17 protein-coding genes are annotated in these 16,663 nt (G+C 71.2%); 11 read left to right on the forward strand and 6 right to left on the reverse strand.

Annotated features, from left to right (window positions below; all coding sequences use genetic code 11):
• Nucleotides 1-34 precede the first annotated feature (34 nt).
• Nucleotides 35-409 (reverse strand): fic family toxin-antitoxin system, toxin component, encoded by a 375-nt coding sequence (locus POF73_RS34500; RefSeq protein WP_272123022.1) that lies wholly within the window; start codon nt 407-409, stop codon nt 35-37.
• Nucleotides 410-413: 4 nt separating this feature from the next.
• Nucleotides 414-641: an antitoxin gene (locus POF73_RS34505; RefSeq protein ID WP_272123023.1), complete on the reverse strand. Its 228-nt coding sequence runs from the start codon at nt 639-641 to the stop codon at nt 414-416.
• 189 nt (nt 642-830) lie between these two features.
• Here POF73_RS34505 and POF73_RS34510 point away from each other — a divergent pair, with 189 nt between their 5' ends.
• The 7 genes from POF73_RS34510 to POF73_RS34540 all read left to right on the forward strand — a co-directional run bounded on the left by POF73_RS34510 (nt 831) and on the right by POF73_RS34540 (nt 9,139).
• On the forward strand, nt 831-1,679 hold the full coding sequence (locus POF73_RS34510) for an ABC transporter ATP-binding protein (protein WP_272123024.1): 849 nt from the start codon (nt 831-833) through the stop codon (nt 1,677-1,679).
• A 4-nt stretch (nt 1,680-1,683) separates the two neighbouring features.
• Complete coding sequence (locus tag POF73_RS34515; protein ID WP_272123025.1) at nt 1,684-4,263, forward strand: ABC transporter permease; 2,580 nt, start codon at nt 1,684-1,686, stop codon at nt 4,261-4,263.
• A gap of 46 nt (nt 4,264-4,309) precedes the next feature.
• Nucleotides 4,310-5,251: an LLM class F420-dependent oxidoreductase gene (locus POF73_RS34520; protein WP_272123026.1), complete on the forward strand. Its 942-nt coding sequence runs from the start codon at nt 4,310-4,312 to the stop codon at nt 5,249-5,251.
• A gap of 77 nt (nt 5,252-5,328) precedes the next feature.
• The gene (locus POF73_RS34525; RefSeq protein WP_272123027.1) at nt 5,329-5,754 is read left to right on the forward strand and encodes a GNAT family N-acetyltransferase; all 426 of its coding nucleotides are present in this window, start codon (nt 5,329-5,331) and stop codon (nt 5,752-5,754) included.
• A 180-nt stretch (nt 5,755-5,934) separates the two neighbouring features.
• Nucleotides 5,935-7,275: a hemolysin family protein gene (locus POF73_RS34530; protein WP_272123028.1), complete on the forward strand. Its 1,341-nt coding sequence runs from the start codon at nt 5,935-5,937 to the stop codon at nt 7,273-7,275.
• Nucleotides 7,272-8,285: a hemolysin family protein gene (locus POF73_RS34535; protein WP_272123029.1), complete on the forward strand. Its 1,014-nt coding sequence runs from the start codon at nt 7,272-7,274 to the stop codon at nt 8,283-8,285. The genes POF73_RS34530 and POF73_RS34535 overlap by 4 nt, the downstream gene beginning before the upstream one ends.
• 71 nt (nt 8,286-8,356) lie before the next feature.
• Nucleotides 8,357-9,139, forward strand: a complete 783-nt coding sequence (locus tag POF73_RS34540) for an SGNH/GDSL hydrolase family protein (protein WP_272123030.1) — start codon at nt 8,357-8,359, stop codon at nt 9,137-9,139.
• 95 nt (nt 9,140-9,234) lie between these two features.
• Here POF73_RS34540 and POF73_RS34545 read toward each other — a convergent pair whose 3' ends face one another.
• Nucleotides 9,235-9,936 carry a hypothetical protein gene (locus POF73_RS34545; protein WP_272123031.1) on the reverse strand — a complete coding sequence of 234 codons (702 nt, stop codon included), beginning with the start codon at nt 9,934-9,936 and terminating at the stop codon, nt 9,235-9,237.
• A gap of 524 nt (nt 9,937-10,460) precedes the next feature.
• On the opposite strand from POF73_RS34545, the gene purB reads away from it, so the two are divergent.
• The gene (gene purB / locus POF73_RS34550) at nt 10,461-11,903 is read left to right on the forward strand and encodes an adenylosuccinate lyase (protein WP_272123032.1); all 1,443 of its coding nucleotides are present in this window, start codon (nt 10,461-10,463) and stop codon (nt 11,901-11,903) included.
• A gap of 28 nt (nt 11,904-11,931) precedes the next feature.
• Nucleotides 11,932-12,480, forward strand: a complete 549-nt coding sequence (gene mug / locus POF73_RS34555; RefSeq protein ID WP_272123033.1) for a G/U mismatch-specific DNA glycosylase — start codon at nt 11,932-11,934, stop codon at nt 12,478-12,480.
• A 41-nt stretch (nt 12,481-12,521) separates the two neighbouring features.
• Here the strand turns inward: mug and POF73_RS34560 are convergent, their stop codons facing one another.
• From POF73_RS34560 to POF73_RS34570, 3 genes are read right to left on the reverse strand one after another with little or no spacing between them, the layout of a single operon-like run.
• Complete coding sequence (locus POF73_RS34560) at nt 12,522-12,950, reverse strand: hypothetical protein (protein ID WP_272123034.1); 429 nt, start codon at nt 12,948-12,950, stop codon at nt 12,522-12,524.
• A gap of 41 nt (nt 12,951-12,991) precedes the next feature.
• Nucleotides 12,992-13,717: an ABC transporter permease gene (locus tag POF73_RS34565; protein ID WP_272123035.1), complete on the reverse strand. Its 726-nt coding sequence runs from the start codon at nt 13,715-13,717 to the stop codon at nt 12,992-12,994.
• 3 nt (nt 13,718-13,720) lie between these two features.
• The gene (locus tag POF73_RS34570; RefSeq protein WP_272123036.1) at nt 13,721-14,641 is read right to left on the reverse strand and encodes an ABC transporter ATP-binding protein; all 921 of its coding nucleotides are present in this window, start codon (nt 14,639-14,641) and stop codon (nt 13,721-13,723) included.
• Between the two features lie 109 nt (nt 14,642-14,750).
• Here POF73_RS34570 and POF73_RS34575 point away from each other — a divergent pair, with 109 nt between their 5' ends.
• Together POF73_RS34575 and POF73_RS34580 are read left to right on the forward strand one after the other, a co-directional pair.
• A complete protein-coding gene (locus tag POF73_RS34575; protein WP_272123037.1) occupies nt 14,751-15,920 on the forward strand; it encodes a sensor histidine kinase in 1,170 nt (389 codons plus the stop codon).
• 14 nt (nt 15,921-15,934) lie between these two features.
• Entirely contained in the window at nt 15,935-16,597 is a 663-nt protein-coding gene (locus tag POF73_RS34580) for a response regulator transcription factor (RefSeq protein WP_272123038.1), read from the forward strand.
• Nucleotides 16,598-16,663: the final 66 nt, after the last annotated feature.

Consider the following 16,663-nt stretch of genomic DNA (forward strand, 5'->3'; position numbering starts at 1 on the left):
GCCACGTCACGGACTTCTGATCACGGACGCCGCTTCACAGGCTCCACTGGCGCAGTTCGTGTGCGATGTCCTCGACCGTGGCCTCACCGCTCTTGACCAGGCGTGCCAGATCGCGCACCTGCTCGGGCGAGGTGACGACCTTGAGGCCGCTGGCGACCAGATAGGCGTAGGCCACCGCGGAGGCGAACAGCGCGTTGGAGCGCTCCAGGGCCGGGACGTGGATGAGCAGTTGGAGCAGGGCGGCGGCGCGGGCCTGCGGGCTGTCGTAGACGGGGATGTCGAATATCTCCGCCTGATGGCGGGCGACGGCGGCGACGAGGGCACCCCAGTCGGTGACCTGGGGGTCGCCCGGAGTCCGCTTCTCGGCGAGCATCAGCAGCCAGGCGAGGTCGATGTTCAGATGACTCAACGGATCAGCGACGACCTTCGCGCTCCGCGCCGAACTCCTCGGCGAAGACGGATTCGTACTGCTTCATGAAGTCGGCGGCGGCGTCCACGAACGTGTGGCCGACCTCCCCGGTGTCCTTCTGGACCAGCTCTTCGATGTAGCGGTTGACGCTCATGCCACGGGCCAGGGCGCGTTCGCGTGCCGCGCGGGCCGTGCCCTCGTCGACTCTCACGTTCAGCTGAGTCTTCGCCATACCTAGAAGCTAGCGCGGCAGTGCTAGCACCGGCAAGCCCCTCCCCGGGAAGGCGCATGCCCCTTACATCGACATCGGGGGCCCGACCTGGGTCGGAGAGCAGCCGGGACCTTGGGGGGATACATGTGTGCCGTGGATCACATTACGCTCGGCGGGGACGAGAGTCGTGACGTCCGTGAGGAGGCGGTCTTGTCCACAGCAGCTGCCCAGTACGCCCCGGGCCCCGCGTCGGCGGCCGGCATCGCGGCCCGCGCCCGCTCCCTGACCAAGGCGTACGGCTCGGGTGAGACGACGGTGCTCGCCCTCGACGCGGTGGACGTGGACATCGCGCGCGGCCGGTTCACGGCGGTCATGGGGCCGTCGGGCTCCGGGAAGTCCACGCTGATGCACTGCCTGGCAGGCCTCGACAACGTCTCCGCGGGACAGGTGTGGCTCGGCGACACCGAGATCACCGGACTGAAGGATCGCGAGCTGACGCGGCTGCGGCGGGACCGGATCGGGTTCATGTTCCAGTCGTTCAACCTCATCCCGACCCTCAACGCGGCCGAGAACATCACCCTGCCGATGGACATCGCCGGCAAGAAGCCCGACGAGAAGTGGCTGGACCAGGTCATCGACACGCTGGGACTGCGGGACCGCCTCAAGCACCGGCCCTCCCAGCTCTCCGGCGGTCAGCAACAGCGGGTCGCCTGCGCCCGTGCGCTCGCCTCCCGGCCGGAGCTGATCTTCGCGGACGAACCCACCGGCAATCTGGACTCGCGGGCCGGTCTTGAGGTGCTCGGCTTTCTGCGGGAGGCCGTGGACCAGCTGGGGCAGACCGTGGTCATGGTCACCCACGACCCGGGCGCCGCCGCCCACTCCGACCTGGTGCTCTTCCTGGGCGACGGGCGGATCGTGGACGAGATGGAGCGGCCCACGGCGGAGGCCGTCCTGGAGCGCATGCGCCTCTTCGCTGGAGGGAACCCCCAGACCCCCGGCTCCGACGCGCTCCGCGGCCAGTCCGATGACCCCGCACCCAAGGCGCCCGAGGAGAACTGACCCCGTGCTGAAGGCGACGCTCCGGAGCTTCCTCGCCCACAAGGGGCGACTGCTGCTCTCCGCCCTGGCGGTGGTCCTGTCCGTGGCGTTCGTCGCGGGCAGTCTGATCTTCTCGGACACCGTCAGCCGCACCTTCGACCGGCTCTTCGCCTCGACCGCCGCCGACGTCACGGTCACCCCCAGGGAGACCCTCGACGAGACGGTGCCCTCGGGGCAGACCCTGACCCTGCGGGCCTCGCTCGCCGACCGGCTCGCCCGGGTCGACGGCGTCGCATCGGCCCGTGCGGACGTGGACGTGGACGGCCTCACCGTCGTCGACAAGGACCGCGAGTCGGTGGGCCCGACGACCGGCGCCCCCACCATCGGCACCGACTGGAACCCGACCGAGCGCAGCCCCGTGGAGCTCACCTCCGGACACGCCCCCAAGGGCGACGGACAGGTCATGATCGACGCGGACACCGCCGACGACAAGGACGTGCGGATCGGCGACCGCCTCACGGTCATCGGGCAGGAGGGCTCCTTCCCGGTCGAGGTCGTCGGCATCGCCACCTTCACCACCACCAACCCCGGTGCCGCGCTGGTCTTCTTCGACACCCCGACCGCGCAGACCAGGCTCCTCGGCGACCCGAAGGCGGCCACCAGCATCTCGCTGGACGCGGCCGAGGGCGTGAGCGACGCCGACCTCAAGCGGAACGTGGCCGACGCGCTCGGCGCCGACACCGACACCGGCACCTACCAGCTGCGCACCGCCGAGGAGCAGGCCAAGTCGGACGTCGAGCAGCTGGGCGGGTTCCTCGACATCATCAAGTACGTGATGCTCGGCTTCGCCGGGGTCGCCGTGCTGGTCGGCGTGTTCCTGATCGTCAACACGTTCTCCATGCTGATCGCGCAGCGCACCCGTGAGCTGGGCCTGCTGCGGGCGCTCGGCGCGGACCGGCGCCAGGTGCGGCGCTCGGTGCTCGCCGAGGCGCTGCTGCTCGGGCTGGTCGGCTCGACGCTGGGCCTCGCGGCCGGCATCGGGCTGGCCGCCGGACTCATCGAGCTGATGGGCCTGCTGGGCATGAACATCCGGACGACCGAGATGGTCATCGGCTGGGGGACGCCGGTGACCGCCTACGTCGTCGGTCTGGGTGTCACCTTCGTGGCGGCGTACCTGCCGGCCCGGCGGGCGGCGGGCGTCTCGCCGATGGCGGCGCTCGCGGACGCCGAAATCGCCGAGATCGGGCGGCCGCTGCGGCTGCGCGCGGTGCTGGGCTCGCTGGTCGGGGCGGCCGGTGCGGCGGCACTCGTGGGCTGCACGGTGTCGTCGAAGACGTCGTCGGCGGCGTCCCTGCTGGGCCTCGGCGTCCTGCTGACCCTCGTCGCGACCGTGATCGCGGGACCGCTGCTGGTACGGCCCGTGATCCGGGTCCTCGGCGGGGCGTTCCCCGCCCTGTTCGGCTCGATCGGCCGGATGAGCCAGCGCAACGCCCTGCGCAACCCGCGCCGCACCGGGGCCACGGCCGCCGCCCTGATGGTGGGTCTGGCACTGGTCGGCGGGATGTCGGTGGCGAGCGCCTCGATGACGAGGTCGTTCGACCAGCAGATCGACAAGACCCTCGGCGCCGACTTCGTGGTGCAGAACAGCAACTTCGTGCCGTTCCCGCGGGAGGTCACGGAGCGCATCCGCGACACCGAGGGCGTGGGGCTCGTCGTACGGTCGCAGTTCACGACGATCGCGGTACGGCTCCCGGACGGCGACCGGGTGAAGACGACCGCGGCGGGTTACGAACCCGAGCTCGACAAGGTCGCCAACATCACCTACGCGCAGGGCGGCAGCGCGGCAGCGCTCGCGGCCGGGCACCTCGCCATGGACAAGGACTTCGCCGAGGACCACGGCGTCCGCGTCGGCGACACGCTGCCCGTCGAGTTCCAGGGCGACCGGCGGGCCGAGCTGACCGTGGGCGCCCTGACCGACCAGGAGTCCGCCGACGGGTTCGGCACCACGGGCGGGTTCTACTTCGGTCTGGCCACCCTGGACAGGTACGCGCCGGGCGGGCAGGACGCCGCCGTGTACGTCAACGCCGCCTCCGGCACGGGCACGGACGACCTGCGGGCCGCTCTGGAGAAGACGCTCGACCCGTATCCGCAGGTGCAGGTCCGTGACATCGCCGACTACAAGGACCTGGTGCACAACCAGATCGCCGTACTGCTCTACCTCGTGTACGCCCTGCTCGGGCTCGCGATCGTCATCGCGGTGCTCGGCGTGGTCAACACCCTCGCCCTGTCGGTCGTCGAGCGCACCCGGGAGATCGGGCTGCTCCGGGCCATCGGGCTGGCCCGGCGGCAGCTGCGCCGGATGATCCGGCTGGAGTCGGTGGTGATCGCGGTGTTCGGGGCGGTGCTGGGACTGGCGCTGGGGCTGGTGTGGGGCGTGTGCACCCAGCAGGTGCTGGCGTTGCAGGGCATGACGGCGCTGGCGATCCCGTGGGGCACGATCGTCGCGGTGGTGATCGGCTCGGCGGTGGTGGGCGTGGTGGCGGCACTGCTGCCCGCGTTGCGTGCATCCCGCATGAATGTGCTGGCGGCCATCGCGCACGAGTGATGGAATCGCGGCAGGTGCTCAATTCCCTTGCAGGTGAGGAGAGTTCATGTCGCAACCGGCGAGCCCGCAGCCGTTCCGCTTCGGCGTCAACCTGATGACCGCCGGCCCGGCCGAGGAGTGGCGGGCCAAGTGCCGCCGGGCCGAGGAGCTCGGCTACGACGTGATCCTGGTCCCCGACCATCTGGGCATGCCCGCGCCGTTCCCGGCCCTGGTCGCGGCGGCGGAGGCGACCGAACGGCCCCGGCTGGGCACGTTCGTGCTGAACGCGGGGTTCTGGAACCCGGCCCTGCTCGCCCGGGAGGTGGCGACGGCCGACGCGCTGACGGGCGGGCGCCTCGAACTCGGGCTGGGCACCGGCTATGTGCGGGCCGAGCACGACACGGCGGGCCTGCCCTGGCTCTCCCCCGGCGCACGGGTGGAGCATCTGCTGCGCACGATCGAGGAGCTGTACCGACTGCTCGGCTCCGCGGAGTTCCCCCACTCTCGGCTTCGCTCGACCGGGGGGACCCCCATGCCGCAGCCGGTGCAGAAGCCGCGCGTCCCGCTGCTCGTCGGCGGCAACGGCGACCGTGTGCTGCGCCTGACCGCCGAGCACGCCGACATCGCCGCCTTCACCGGCGCACGGTCGGTGCGGGGAAGTGCGACGGGGCAGCTGGAGGTCATGCTCGCCGGGGAGCTCGACGAGCGGGTCGGGCTGTACCGGGAACTGGCGGCGGGCCGTGAGGAGCCGGCGGAGCTGAACCTGCTCATCCAGTTCGTGCTCGAAACCGACGACCGCGAGGCCGCCGTACAGCCCTTGATGGAGCGGGTCCCCTACCTCACGCCGGACCAGGTCCTGGAGCTGCCCATCGGTCTGGTCGGCAGCGTGGCGGAGATGGCGGAGCAGGTGCTGGCGCAGCGCGAGCGGTACGGGTTCACCTATCTGACCGTCCTCGAACCGAGCATGGAGGCGTTCGCCCCGGTGATGGCGCGGCTGCGCGGTGAGTAGCGGCGAGTGGCGGCGAGCAGCCGTCCGGATGTTGGAATTCCGCCTCCCGTTCCACCGCCCGTGATGGGATCGGCACCATGACTGATCTGCGGATACGGGCCGCCACGGCCGACGACCTCGACACCGTGCTGGCCTTCTGGAAGACGGCCGCCGAGGGCACGAGCATCAGCGACGACCGGGACGGCGTGGAGCGGCTGGTCGCCCGCGACCCCGAGTCGCTGATCCTGGCGGAGCTGGACGGCGAGCTGGTGGGCACGGTGATCGCGGGCTTCGACGGCTGGCGGTGCCACCTGTACCGGCTGGCGGTGCACCCGGAGCGTCGCCGCCGGGGCATCGGCTCGGCGCTGCTGACCGCCGCGGAGGAGAGGTTCGTACGGCTCGGCGGGCGCCGCGGCGACGCCATGGTGCTGGTGCGCAACGAGACCGGGCAACATGCCTGGCGCGCGGCCGGGTACGCGCCGGAGGAGCAGTGGCGACGGTGGGTGAAGCACCTCACCGACTGATCCCCCTCCGACGCACGTGACCGATCACTCGACCGAAGCGCTTTGCCCTTCCTTTACCATTGGGAGACCACTTCGGTCCTCCAATGAAAGGTGTGAGCGTCCGCCCATGGGCGAGCCTCCCAGTACCCGACATCGCGCGATCCTCCCCACCCTGTCCGACCATGGGACGGAGGTGACCCGATGACCGAAGTGCTCCTCCTTCTGGTGGCGATCCTGCTGTCGCTCGCCTGTGGTGCCTTCGTCGCGGCCGAGTTCTCGCTGACCACCGTCGAGCGCCATGAGCTGGAGCGGGCCGTGGAACGCGGCGAGCGGGGCGCTGCCGGCGCCCTCAAGGCCGTACGGAATCTGACGTTCCAGCTCTCCGGCGCGCAGCTCGGCATCACGGTCACCAACCTGGTCGTCGGCATGCTCGCCGAGCCGTCCATCGCCACGCTGCTCGCGGGCCCGCTGGAGTCGCTCGGCATCTCCCGCTCGACGGCGAGCTCGATCGCCCTGGTGATCGGTACGGCCCTGTCCACCGTCGTGCTGATGGTGGTCGGCGAGCTGGTGCCCAAGAACTGGGCGATCTCCTCGCCGCTCGCCGTGGCCAAGCGGGTCGGCAACGCGCAGCGCTGGTTCAGCGCGATCTTCCGCCCCTTCATCACCCACCTCAACAACACGGCGAACCGCATAGTGCGCCGCTTCGGCGTGGAACCCATCGAGGAACTGGCCGCCGCGCGCGGCCCCCAGGAACTGGCCGCCCTCGCCCGCCACTCCGCCCGGGAGGGCGCCCTGGAGGCGGACACCGCCGAGCTCTTCGTACGGACCCTGAACCTGGCCGATCTGACCGCGGAGAACGTCATGACCCCGCGCGTCCAGGTGGTCGCCCTCGACGCCCAGGCGACCTGCGAGGACGTGGCCAACGCGACTCGGGCCACCGGCCTGTCCCGGTTCCCCGTGTACCGCGGCAGCCTCGACTCGGTCGTGGGCACCGCGCACATCAAGGACATCCTGGCGGTGCCCGCCGAGCGCCGCCCCCGCGTCTCCGTCGCCGAGCTGATGCGCGAGCCGCTCCTCGTCCCCGAGACACTCACCGTCGACCGGCTCCTCGACCGGCTGTCCGGCAAGCGCACCATGGCCGTCGTCATCGACGAGTACGGCGGCACGGCCGGCGTGGCCACGCTGGAGGACATCGTCGAGGAGGTCGTCGGCGAGGTGCGGGACGAACACGACCCGCACGAGACACCCGACCTCGCCCCCGCGGGCAGCGACGACCAGGGCCGGGCGCTGTTCTCGGCCGACGGTTCGGCGCGCCTGGACCAGCTCGCGCGGGTGGGGCTGAGGGCGCCCGAAGGGCCGTACGAGACGCTGGCGGGGCTGGTCGCGACCGAGCTGGGCCGGATACCGGCCGTCGGTGACTGTGTCGAGGTCGCCGGCTGGCGGCTCGACGTGGTGGACGCCGCGGGCCGCAGGGCCGCGCGGGTGCTGCTGCACGCGCCGCTCGACGACACCACGGACCACGAGAAGGAGGCTGGGCGATGACCGCCGTACAACTGCTCATCGGCTTCGCGACGCTGGTCGTCAACGCCTTCTTCGTGGGCGCCGAGTTCGCGCTGATCTCGGTGCGCCGCTCGCAGATCGAGCCGTACGCCGAACAGGGCGACCGGCGCGCCAAGAGCGTGCTGTGGGGTCTGCAGCACGTGTCCGCGCTGATGGCGGCCGCGCAGCTCGGCATCACGCTGTGCACCCTGGTGCTCGGTGTGGTCGCCGAGCCCGCCATCGAGCATCTCCTGGCGCCGGTGTTCCACGCGGTGGGCGTACCGGAGAGCGCCGGGCACGTGGTGTCCTTCGTGATCGCGCTGACGCTGGCGACGTATCTGCACATGCTGCTCGGCGAGATGGTGCCGAAGAACATCGCGCTGGCCGAGCCGGTCCGCAGCGCCCTGGTGCTCGGTCCGCCGCTGGTCACCCTGTCCCGGGCGATGCGGCCGGTGATCTTCGCGATCAACGCCTTCGCCAACGCACTGCTGAAGCTGATGCGTGTGGAGACCAAGGACGAGGTCACCGCGACCTTCTCGGACGCCGAGCTGGCCCGGCTGGTGCGTGACTCCGGCGAGGCCGGCCTGATCGACGAGCGCGCCCGGGAGCGGCTGCACGACGCCCTGGAACTGGGCCGCAGGCCGGTGCGCGACGTGGTGCTCCCGCTGGAACACGTCGTCTACGCGCGCGTGGGCGTCACACCGGAGGAGCTGGAGCGGCTGTCGGCCGAGTCGGGCTTCTCCCGCTTCCCGGTCGTCGACGCGGAGCGCCACATAGTCGGCTACCTCCATGTGAAGGACGCGCTGGACGCCCCCCAGCAGGACGTGCCGTTCCCGGTGACGGACATGCGGCCCATCGCGCGCGTACGGGAGGGCACCCCGCTGGACGACGTGCTCACGGCGATGCGGGGCAGCCGTACGCATCTGGCGGCCGCGCTCGGCAGCGACGGGCGGCTCGCCGGTCTGGTGACCATGGAGGACGTACTGCGGGAGCTGTTCGGGCAGCGGGCCTGACGGCAGCGCGGAGGTGATACCCGGGCCGACCGACCGGCGGGTATGGAGCCCGGGATACCATCTCTGTCGCCATGCAGACGAACCCCACTCACACCAGCCTGGTCGCGGTCGGCGACTCCTTCACCGAGGGCATGTCGGATCTGCTCCCGGACGGCTCCTACCGGGGCTGGGCCGACCTCCTCGCCGACCGGATGGCCGCCCGCACACCCGGTTTCCGCTACGCCAACCTCGCGGTGCGCGGCAAGCTGATCAAGCAGATCGTCGAGGAGCAGGTGGACGTGGCGGCCGCGATGGGCGCCGACGTGATCACGCTCGTCGGCGGGCTCAACGACACGCTGCGGCCCAAGTGCGACATGGGGCGGGTGCGCGGTCTCCTGGAGGAGGCCGTGGAGAAGCTCGCCCCGTCGTGCCGCCAGCTGGTGCTGATGCGCAGCCCAGGGCGGCAGGGGCCGGTGCTGGAGCGGTTCCGGCCGCGGATGGAGGAGCTGTTCGCCTGCGTCGACGAGCTGGCGGCGCGGCACGGCGCGGTCGTCGTCGACCTGTACGGCGCCCCGTCGCTCAGCGATCCGCGCATGTGGGACGTGGACCGGCTGCATCTGTCGGCCGAGGGGCACCGCCGGGTGGCGGAGGCGGTGTGGCAGACGCTCGGCTACGAACCCGAGGACACCGAGTGGCGCACGCCGATGCCGGCCACGATGCCGCCCGGGTGGGCCGCGCGGCGGGTCGCCGATGTGCGCTTCGCGCGGCAGCATCTGCTGCCGTGGATCGGGCGGCGCCTGACGGGACGGTCGTCCGGGGACGGGCTGCCGCCGAAGCGGCCGGAGCTGCTGCCGTACGAGGGGCCCGCGGCGTAGGGCCGCTGCATGAGGGCCGCTGCAAGAAGAGCCGCTGAACGGGACGCGCCCGGTGTTCCCTGCCGGGGCACCGGGCGCTGTCACAGAGGTGTGCGCTACTGCTGACGCGCGGCCCTGCTGCGCCGGTACAGGAAGGCTCCGGCGATCAGCAGCGCCCCACTGCCGGCCACGCCTCCGACGATGGCACCGGTGTTGGTGCCGGTCTCGGGCATGTGGGGGTGATGCGGCTTGTGGGGCTTGTGGGGCATGTGCGGGGGAGGCGCCGGCCGGTGCTTGTGCGGAGGCCGGGGCTTGTGGGGCTTGTGGGGCTTGTTCGGCTTGTGCGGGCGCTCGTGGCCGTAGCCGTTGCCATAGCCCTCGTCGGAGCCATAGCCGTAGCCGCTCGACTCCTCCGAGCCATAGCCGTAGTCGTCCGACTCCTCGGAGCCGTAGCCGTAGTCGTTCTGCTCCTCAGAGCCGTAGCCGTCGTCCTTGGGCTTCTCGTACCCGTAGCCGTGGTCCTTCGGCTTCTCGTACCCGTACCCGTGGTCCTTGGGCTTCTCGTAGCCGTGGTCCTTGGGCTTCTCGTACCCGTAGCCGTGGTCCTTCGGCTTCTCGTAGCCGTGGTCCTTGGGCTTCTCGTACCCGTACCCGTGGTCCTTCGGCTTCTCGTAGCCGTAGTCGTGGTGACTCGGCTTCTCGTAGCCGTCGCTGGAGTTGCCGTATGCGGAGGTGGTGCTGCTGGACGTGACCGTGACGTTTTCGGATGCCGGCGCCGGCCGGCTCATCCCGCTGAGCCGCTCATTCACCTCCTGCATTCTTTCGTGCACCTCGCCGAATTTTTCATGCATCTCGCCGAATGTGTCGTCCAGCTGCTCTTCCAGCCCCTCCGAGTCCCACAGGTCCGAACGGCTCGACAGTGAGCTGGCGGAGTTCAGCGCCGTCCCCTGCATGCGCGGGGCCGCGGACGCCCAAGTGCCGCATAGAGACAGGGCACTTGTCGTGGCGGCGGCCACAATCAATCCCTTGGTCAGGGCCTTTCGCATTCTCGTCGTCTTTCTCTCAGGCGGAATGGGGAAGCCGACGTCGGCTATTGACGCGGTCTTTTCGGTTGCCGGGATTCGCAAGTCATCGCAGGAGTCGTGATGCCGTACGAACACACTCATCACGACCTGGTGACTATGAACGAGAAATGGAGGCCACAGGGAGCCGGGACGCGTTGATGACCGGGTAATTCACCCGATCGCCCGTATTCGACCGCCGATCGCGCCGCTGACCTGGGGTGCTCGCGCCCGCAGGCACGAACCGGGGCCCCTCGGGACGCCGGGTAAACTCCGTGCACGTGACTTCTGCGCCCGCCAAGCCCCGCATCCCGAACGTCCTCGCCGGACGCTACGCCTCCACCGAGCTCGCCACGCTCTGGTCCCCCGAGCAGAAGGTGAAGTTGGAGCGGCAGCTCTGGCTCGCCGTTCTGCGGGCCCAGAAGGACCTCGGCATCGAGGTGCCGGACGAGGCGCTCGCCGACTACGAGCGCGTCCTCGACACCGTCGACCTGGCCTCGATCGCCGAGCGCGAGAAGGTCACGCGGCACGACGTGAAGGCGCGGATCGAGGAGTTCAACGACCTCGCCGGGCACGAGCACGTGCACAAGGGCATGACCTCGCGCGACCTCACGGAGAACGTCGAGCAGCTGCAGATCCGGCTCTCCCTGGAGCTGATGCGCGACCGTACGGTGGCTGTGCTCGCGCGTCTGGGCAAGCTGGCCGGTGAGTACGGCGAGCTGGTCATGGCCGGCCGCTCCCACAACGTCGCCGCGCAGGCCACGACGCTGGGCAAGCGCTTCGCGACCGCCGCCGACGAGCTGCTCGTCGCGTACGGGCGGGTCGAGGAGCTGCTGGGCCGCTACCCGCTGCGCGGCATCAAGGGCCCGGTCGGCACCGCGCAGGACATGCTGGACCTGCTGGGCGGTGACGCCTCGAAGCTCGCCGAGCTGGAGAGCCGGATCGCCGGGCACCTGGGCTTCTCGCAGGCGTTCACCTCGGTCGGCCAGGTCTACCCGCGCTCGCTGGACTACGAGGTCGTGACCGCGCTGGTGCAACTGGCGGCGGCGCCGTCCTCGCTGGCCAAGACGATCCGCCTGATGGCCGGGCACGAGCTGGTCACCGAGGGCTTCAAGCCGGGCCAGGTCGGCTCCTCCGCGATGCCGCACAAGATGAACACGCGGTCGTGCGAGCGCGTCAACGGCCTCATGGTCATCCTGCGCGGCTACGCCTCGATGACCGGCGAGCTGGCGGGCGACCAGTGGAACGAGGGCGACGTGTCCTGCTCGGTGGTGCGCCGGGTCGCGCTGCCGGACGCGTTCTTCGCGCTGGACGGCCTGCTGGAGACGTTCCTGACGGTGCTGGACGAGTTCGGGGCGTTCCCGGCCGTCGTGGCCCGCGAGCTGGACCGCTACCTCCCCTTCCTCGCCACCACCAAGGTGCTGATGGGCGCGGTGCGCGCGGGCGTCGGCCGTGAGGTCGCGCACGAGGCGATCAAGGAGAACGCGGTCGCCTCCGCGCTGGCGATGCGGGAGCAGGGCGCCGAGCGCAACGAGCTGCTCGACAAGCTGGCCGCCGACGAGCGCATCCCGCTCGACCGTGCCCGGCTGGACGCGCTGATGGCCGACAAGCTGTCCTTCACCGGCGCCGCGGCCGACCAGGTGGGCATCGTCGTGGGCCGGATCGAGGAGATCGTGAAGCAGCGCCCGGAGGCCGCCGGTTACACGCCCGGCGCCATCCTCTGACACCTCTCGCTTCGAGGCTCTTCACCGCATGACGCGCTTCACCCAGGCGGAGCTGGAGGCCGCTCGCGACCGACTCGTCCCGGACGTCGTCGCGGGTGGTCTCCGTGTGCTGTTCTGCGGCATCAACCCCGGTCTGATGACGGCCGCGACCGGCCATCACTTCGCCCGCCCCGGCAACCGTTTCTGGCCGGTCCTGCACCTGTCCGGGTTCACGCCGCGGCTCATGCGGCCGTCGGAGCAGGAGGAGCTGCTGTCGTACGGGCTCGGCATCACGAATGTCGTGGCGCGGGCGACGGCGCGGGCCGACGAGCTGAGCGCCGAGGAGTACCGCGAGGGCGGGCGGCTGCTCGCGACGAAGGTGACGGGGCTGCGGCCGCGGTGGCTGGCGGTGGTGGGCGTGACCGCCTATCGGGCCGCGTTCGACGATCGCAAGGCCCAGGTGGGGCCGCAGGAGCGGGTGATCGGGAGCACGCGCGTGTGGGTGCTGCCCAACCCGAGCGGGCTGAACGCGCATTGGACGGCGCAGACGATGGCCGAGGAGTACGGGCGGTTGCGGGTGGCGGCCGCCGAGGTCTGACGGGTCAAGGCCGGTTCTGACGGTCAGGGCGGAGCTGACGGTCAGGGTGGGGCTGTCTCGGTGACCACGGCGAGCAGTTGGACGTCGTGGGCCTGCTCCCGGTCGACGACGACGACCACGACCCAACGGCCCGTCCCCTCCGCCTCCCAGAGGTAGGCCACGCGGGCGCGTGCGCTCAGCCAGGCCCAGGGCTCGGGTATCTCCTCCTGTTCGGTGCGCAGCAGCGTGGTCTGGAGGTTGCAGGGGGCCGTCTCGCCCCAGCGGGACGCGAGCCGGTCGTAGAGGGCGTCGCGGTCCTTCTCGTACTGCTCGACCGTCGCCGCCCGCGCACCGCAGTCGCCCTGGCTGCTCTCTAACACCACGACGTGGTAGCCGGGTCCGCCCTCCTCGACGCCCGACGCGTCGTGCTCCGCCGTGAAGGGGCGGAAGCACAACTCCTCGATGAGGGCGATGTGCCGTGCGATGTTCATGTGGTCCAGTAAACCCGGCCCCACTGACAATTGGTGTGCCGTCAGGCATCCCGGCGCCGCACGCTCCACGCCCCCGCCAGCAACGCGCCCACCGTCCACAGCGCGGTCACCGCCAGCCCCGACCACGGCCCGAGGGTCCCCTCGTACGTCTGGTGCAGGGCAACCTGCCCGGCCTTGTCCGGCATGAAGTCCGCGACGGTGCCCGCGGCATCGCCGATCACGAAGGACACGACGAGAATGAACGGGATCAGGATGGAGAGCGTGGCCACGCCGCTGCGCAGCAGGGCGGTGAGGCCCGCCGCGAACAGGGCGATCAGCATCAGGTAGATCCCGCAGCCCAGCACGCCTCGGACCTGCTGGCCGACGGTGAGCCCGTCCGCCGCGGAGCCGAGTCCCGCGCGTCCCACGACGAGCGCCGTGACGGCGGTGACGAGGCCGACGAGCAGGGCCGGGACGGCGATGGCGGTCACCTTGGCGGCGAACCATCGTCCGCGCTGCGGCACCGCGGCGAGCGTCAGTCGGAGCGCACCCCCGTGGTACTCCGACGACACCGCCAGGGCGCCGAACGAGATGGCGGCGATCTGGCCGGGCAGGACACCGGACAGTGCCGTGAAGAGCGGGTCGAAGTCCGGGTCGGCGCTTCCGTCGGTGCCGGCCGGCGCGGAGAACGCCGCTGTCACCGTGAACAGCGCCAGCAGCGCTCCCGGGAGTGAGCGCAGCGTGCGGATCTTGAGCCACTCCGAGTGGAGCACGGGCGCGAACGGCATGGTTCAGACCTCCTGGGGCTGTGCGGTGAACTCGGCCTCGGCCGCGGTCAGGTCGAGGTAGGCCTGCTCCAACGTGCCTTCTTCGGCGGCGAGTTCGAGGATGGGAACGCCCGCCTCGGAGGCGAGTCGGCCGATGTCGTCCACGCGCGCGTGGTGCACGGTCCAGTGGCCGTCCTCGTGTTGGACGGCCTCGTGACCGTGCTGGCCGAGAGCGGACTTGAGCGCGGTGGCGTCGGTGGTGCGAATCCGGACGCGGGGTTCCACGCGCGCGTGGATGAACTCCCGCATCGGGGTGTCGGCCAGCAGGCGGCCCCGGCCGAGGACGACGAGGTGGTCGGCGAAGGACGCGGTCTCGTTCATGAGATGGCTGGAGACCAGGACCGTGCGCCCCTCCCCCGCGAGGCGCCGCAGCAACGCGCGGATCCAGATGATGCCTTCGGGATCGAGCCCGTTGGACGGCTCGTCGAGCATGACCACCTCGGGGTCACCGAGCAGGGCGGCGGCGATGCCCAGCCGCTGACGCATGCCCAGGGAGTACGTCTTCACCCGGCGTCGCGCCACCGACGCGAGTCCCGTCTCCTCCAGGACCTCGTCGACCCGGCGGTTCGGGATGCGGTTGCTCGCCGCGAGGACGCGCAGATGGTCGCGGGCGCTGCGGGAGCCGTGCGCGGCCTGGGCGTCGAGCAACGCGCCGACGCGGCGCAGGGGTTCGGTCAACGTCGCGTAGGTGCGGCCGCCGAGGGTGGCGGTGCCGGAGGTCGGCCGGTCGAGGCCGAGTACGAGCCGCATGGTGGTGGACTTTCCGGCGCCGTTGGGGCCGAGGAAGCCGGTGACACGGCCGGGGAGGACGGTGCAGGTGAGGTCGTCCACGGCTCGCCGGGTGCCGTACTCCTTAGTGAGGGCCTGGACTTCGATGCTGGTCATGGCAGTCAGCCTGGCCGTCGGGCGGGGGCGCGTTCCTCCCCCGGCGGTGGAGATCGTCTCCCCCGTGCGGGGGAGGCTCGTTGTCAGTGGCGGCTGGCACGATGACGCAATGGTCCGCTTGCTGCGCCCGTTCGGCCGGGCGGTGACGTACACACGATTGCTGCATCTGTTCATCGCGATCGTGTGGCCGAGCATGTGGCTGTTCATCGAGGAAGGGTGGTGGACCTGGGTGGGGGCCGCCGTGCTGCTCGCGCCCATCGGGCTGCTGCCGGCGATGCGGACCGTGGAGGGGCTGCAGGCCAGGCTGCTGCTGACCGGCCACGGGCCCGACGGTGGGAACTCCGACATCGTCGTCGCGCCGTCCGCCTCCTGGAGGGACCGGGGGCGGCTCGTCGTATGGCTGGAGGCGCGGCTGCTGATCGGCTGCGCGACCTCGGTGTTCTGCGCCCAACTGCTGATCACCACGGTGGACTTGGGGTGGGCGGCGTTCCGCGGTGACACCGACGACGGCGAGCTGTTCGTCCTCGACGGCCACGCCTGGTGGCATCTCCTGCTGATGCCCGTGGCGCTGGGCACGCTCGCGGTGACCGTGGTCGCGTCGGGCCACCTCATCACCGCGCTCGCCCGCCGGCTCCTGGGCCCCTCCCCCGCCGATCGGCTGGCCGCCCTGGAGGAACGCACCGAGCAACTGCTGGAGCGGACCCGCATCGCGCGTGAGCTCCACGACTCCATCGGACACGCCCTGACCGTGGCCGTGGTGCAGGCGGGTGCGGCGCGCGCGGCGAACGACCCCGCCTTCACCGAGCGGGCACTGGACGCCATCGAGGAGACCGGCCGGGCCGCCCTGGAGGATCTGGAGCGCGTCCTGGGCATCCTGCGCGAGTCGGGGCGGCCGGTCGGCAGCCGGCCGACCCTGGTGGACGCGGATCGTCTGCTGGAGTCCGCGCGTGCCTCCGGTGCCAAGGTCGAGGCCGACCTGACCGGGCAGTTGGACACCGTGCCCGGCCCGGTGTCCCGGGAGGGCTATCGCATCCTCCAGGAGTCGCTGACCAATGTGCTGCGCCATGCGGGGTCCGTCCCGATCCGGGCCCGCATCGCCGTCGCGGACGGCACGCTCACCCTGGAGGTCCGCAACCCGCTCACCGCCGACATACCGGGGCCCGGCCGGGGCAGCGGCCTGCGCGGCATACGCGAGCGGGCGGCCCTGCTGGGCGGGCGCGCGCGGACCGGCCCCGACCAGGGTGACTGGCAGGTACATGTAGAGCTGCCGCTCCGCTGATCTACGCTGGCCGGATGCCGGTCACCGTTCTCCTCGTCGATGACGAACCCCTCGTACGCGCCGGTCTGCGAGCCGTGTTGGAGGCGCAGCCCGACATCGAGGTCGTCGGGGAGGCGGCGGACGGGGCGGCGGTGATTCCGCTGGTGCGGCAGCTGCGCCCCGACGTGGTCGCCATGGACGTGCGGATGCCGCTGCTGGACGGGATCGAGGCCACGCGCGCGGTGCTGCGGACGGTCGACCAGCCGCCCAAGATCGTCGTCATCACGACCTTCGAGAACGACGAGTACGTGTACGAGGCGCTGCGGGCCGGTGCCGACGGCTTTCTGCTGAAGCGGGCCCGGCCGGCCGAGATCGTGCACGCGGTGCGGCTGGTCGCCGAGGGCGAGTCGCTGCTGTTCCCGGCCTCCGTACGACAATTGGCCGCACAGTACGGCGAGGAGGGCGGGAACCGGGCGGCCCGCGCGCTGCTGGAGCGGGCCCGGCTGACCGAGCGGGAGGCCGAGGTGCTGCGGCTGATGGCCCGCGGCCTGTCGAACGCGGAGATCGCCGCCCGGCTGGTGGTGGGGACGGAGACGGTGAAGTCGCATGTGAGCGCCGTCCTGGCCAAGCTGGGGGCACGGGACCGCACTCAGGCGGTGATCACGGCGTACGAGTCGGGGTTCGTTGCGCCGGGGTGACCCGGGCGCGTCAGGTGGATCCGTGCGGTCCGGAGTGATCCGTGCGGTCCGGGGTGACCTGTGCGG

It is taken from the genome of Streptomyces sp. HD, assembly GCF_028369295.1.
Classification (GTDB): Bacteria; Actinomycetota; Actinomycetes; order Streptomycetales; family Streptomycetaceae; genus Streptomyces.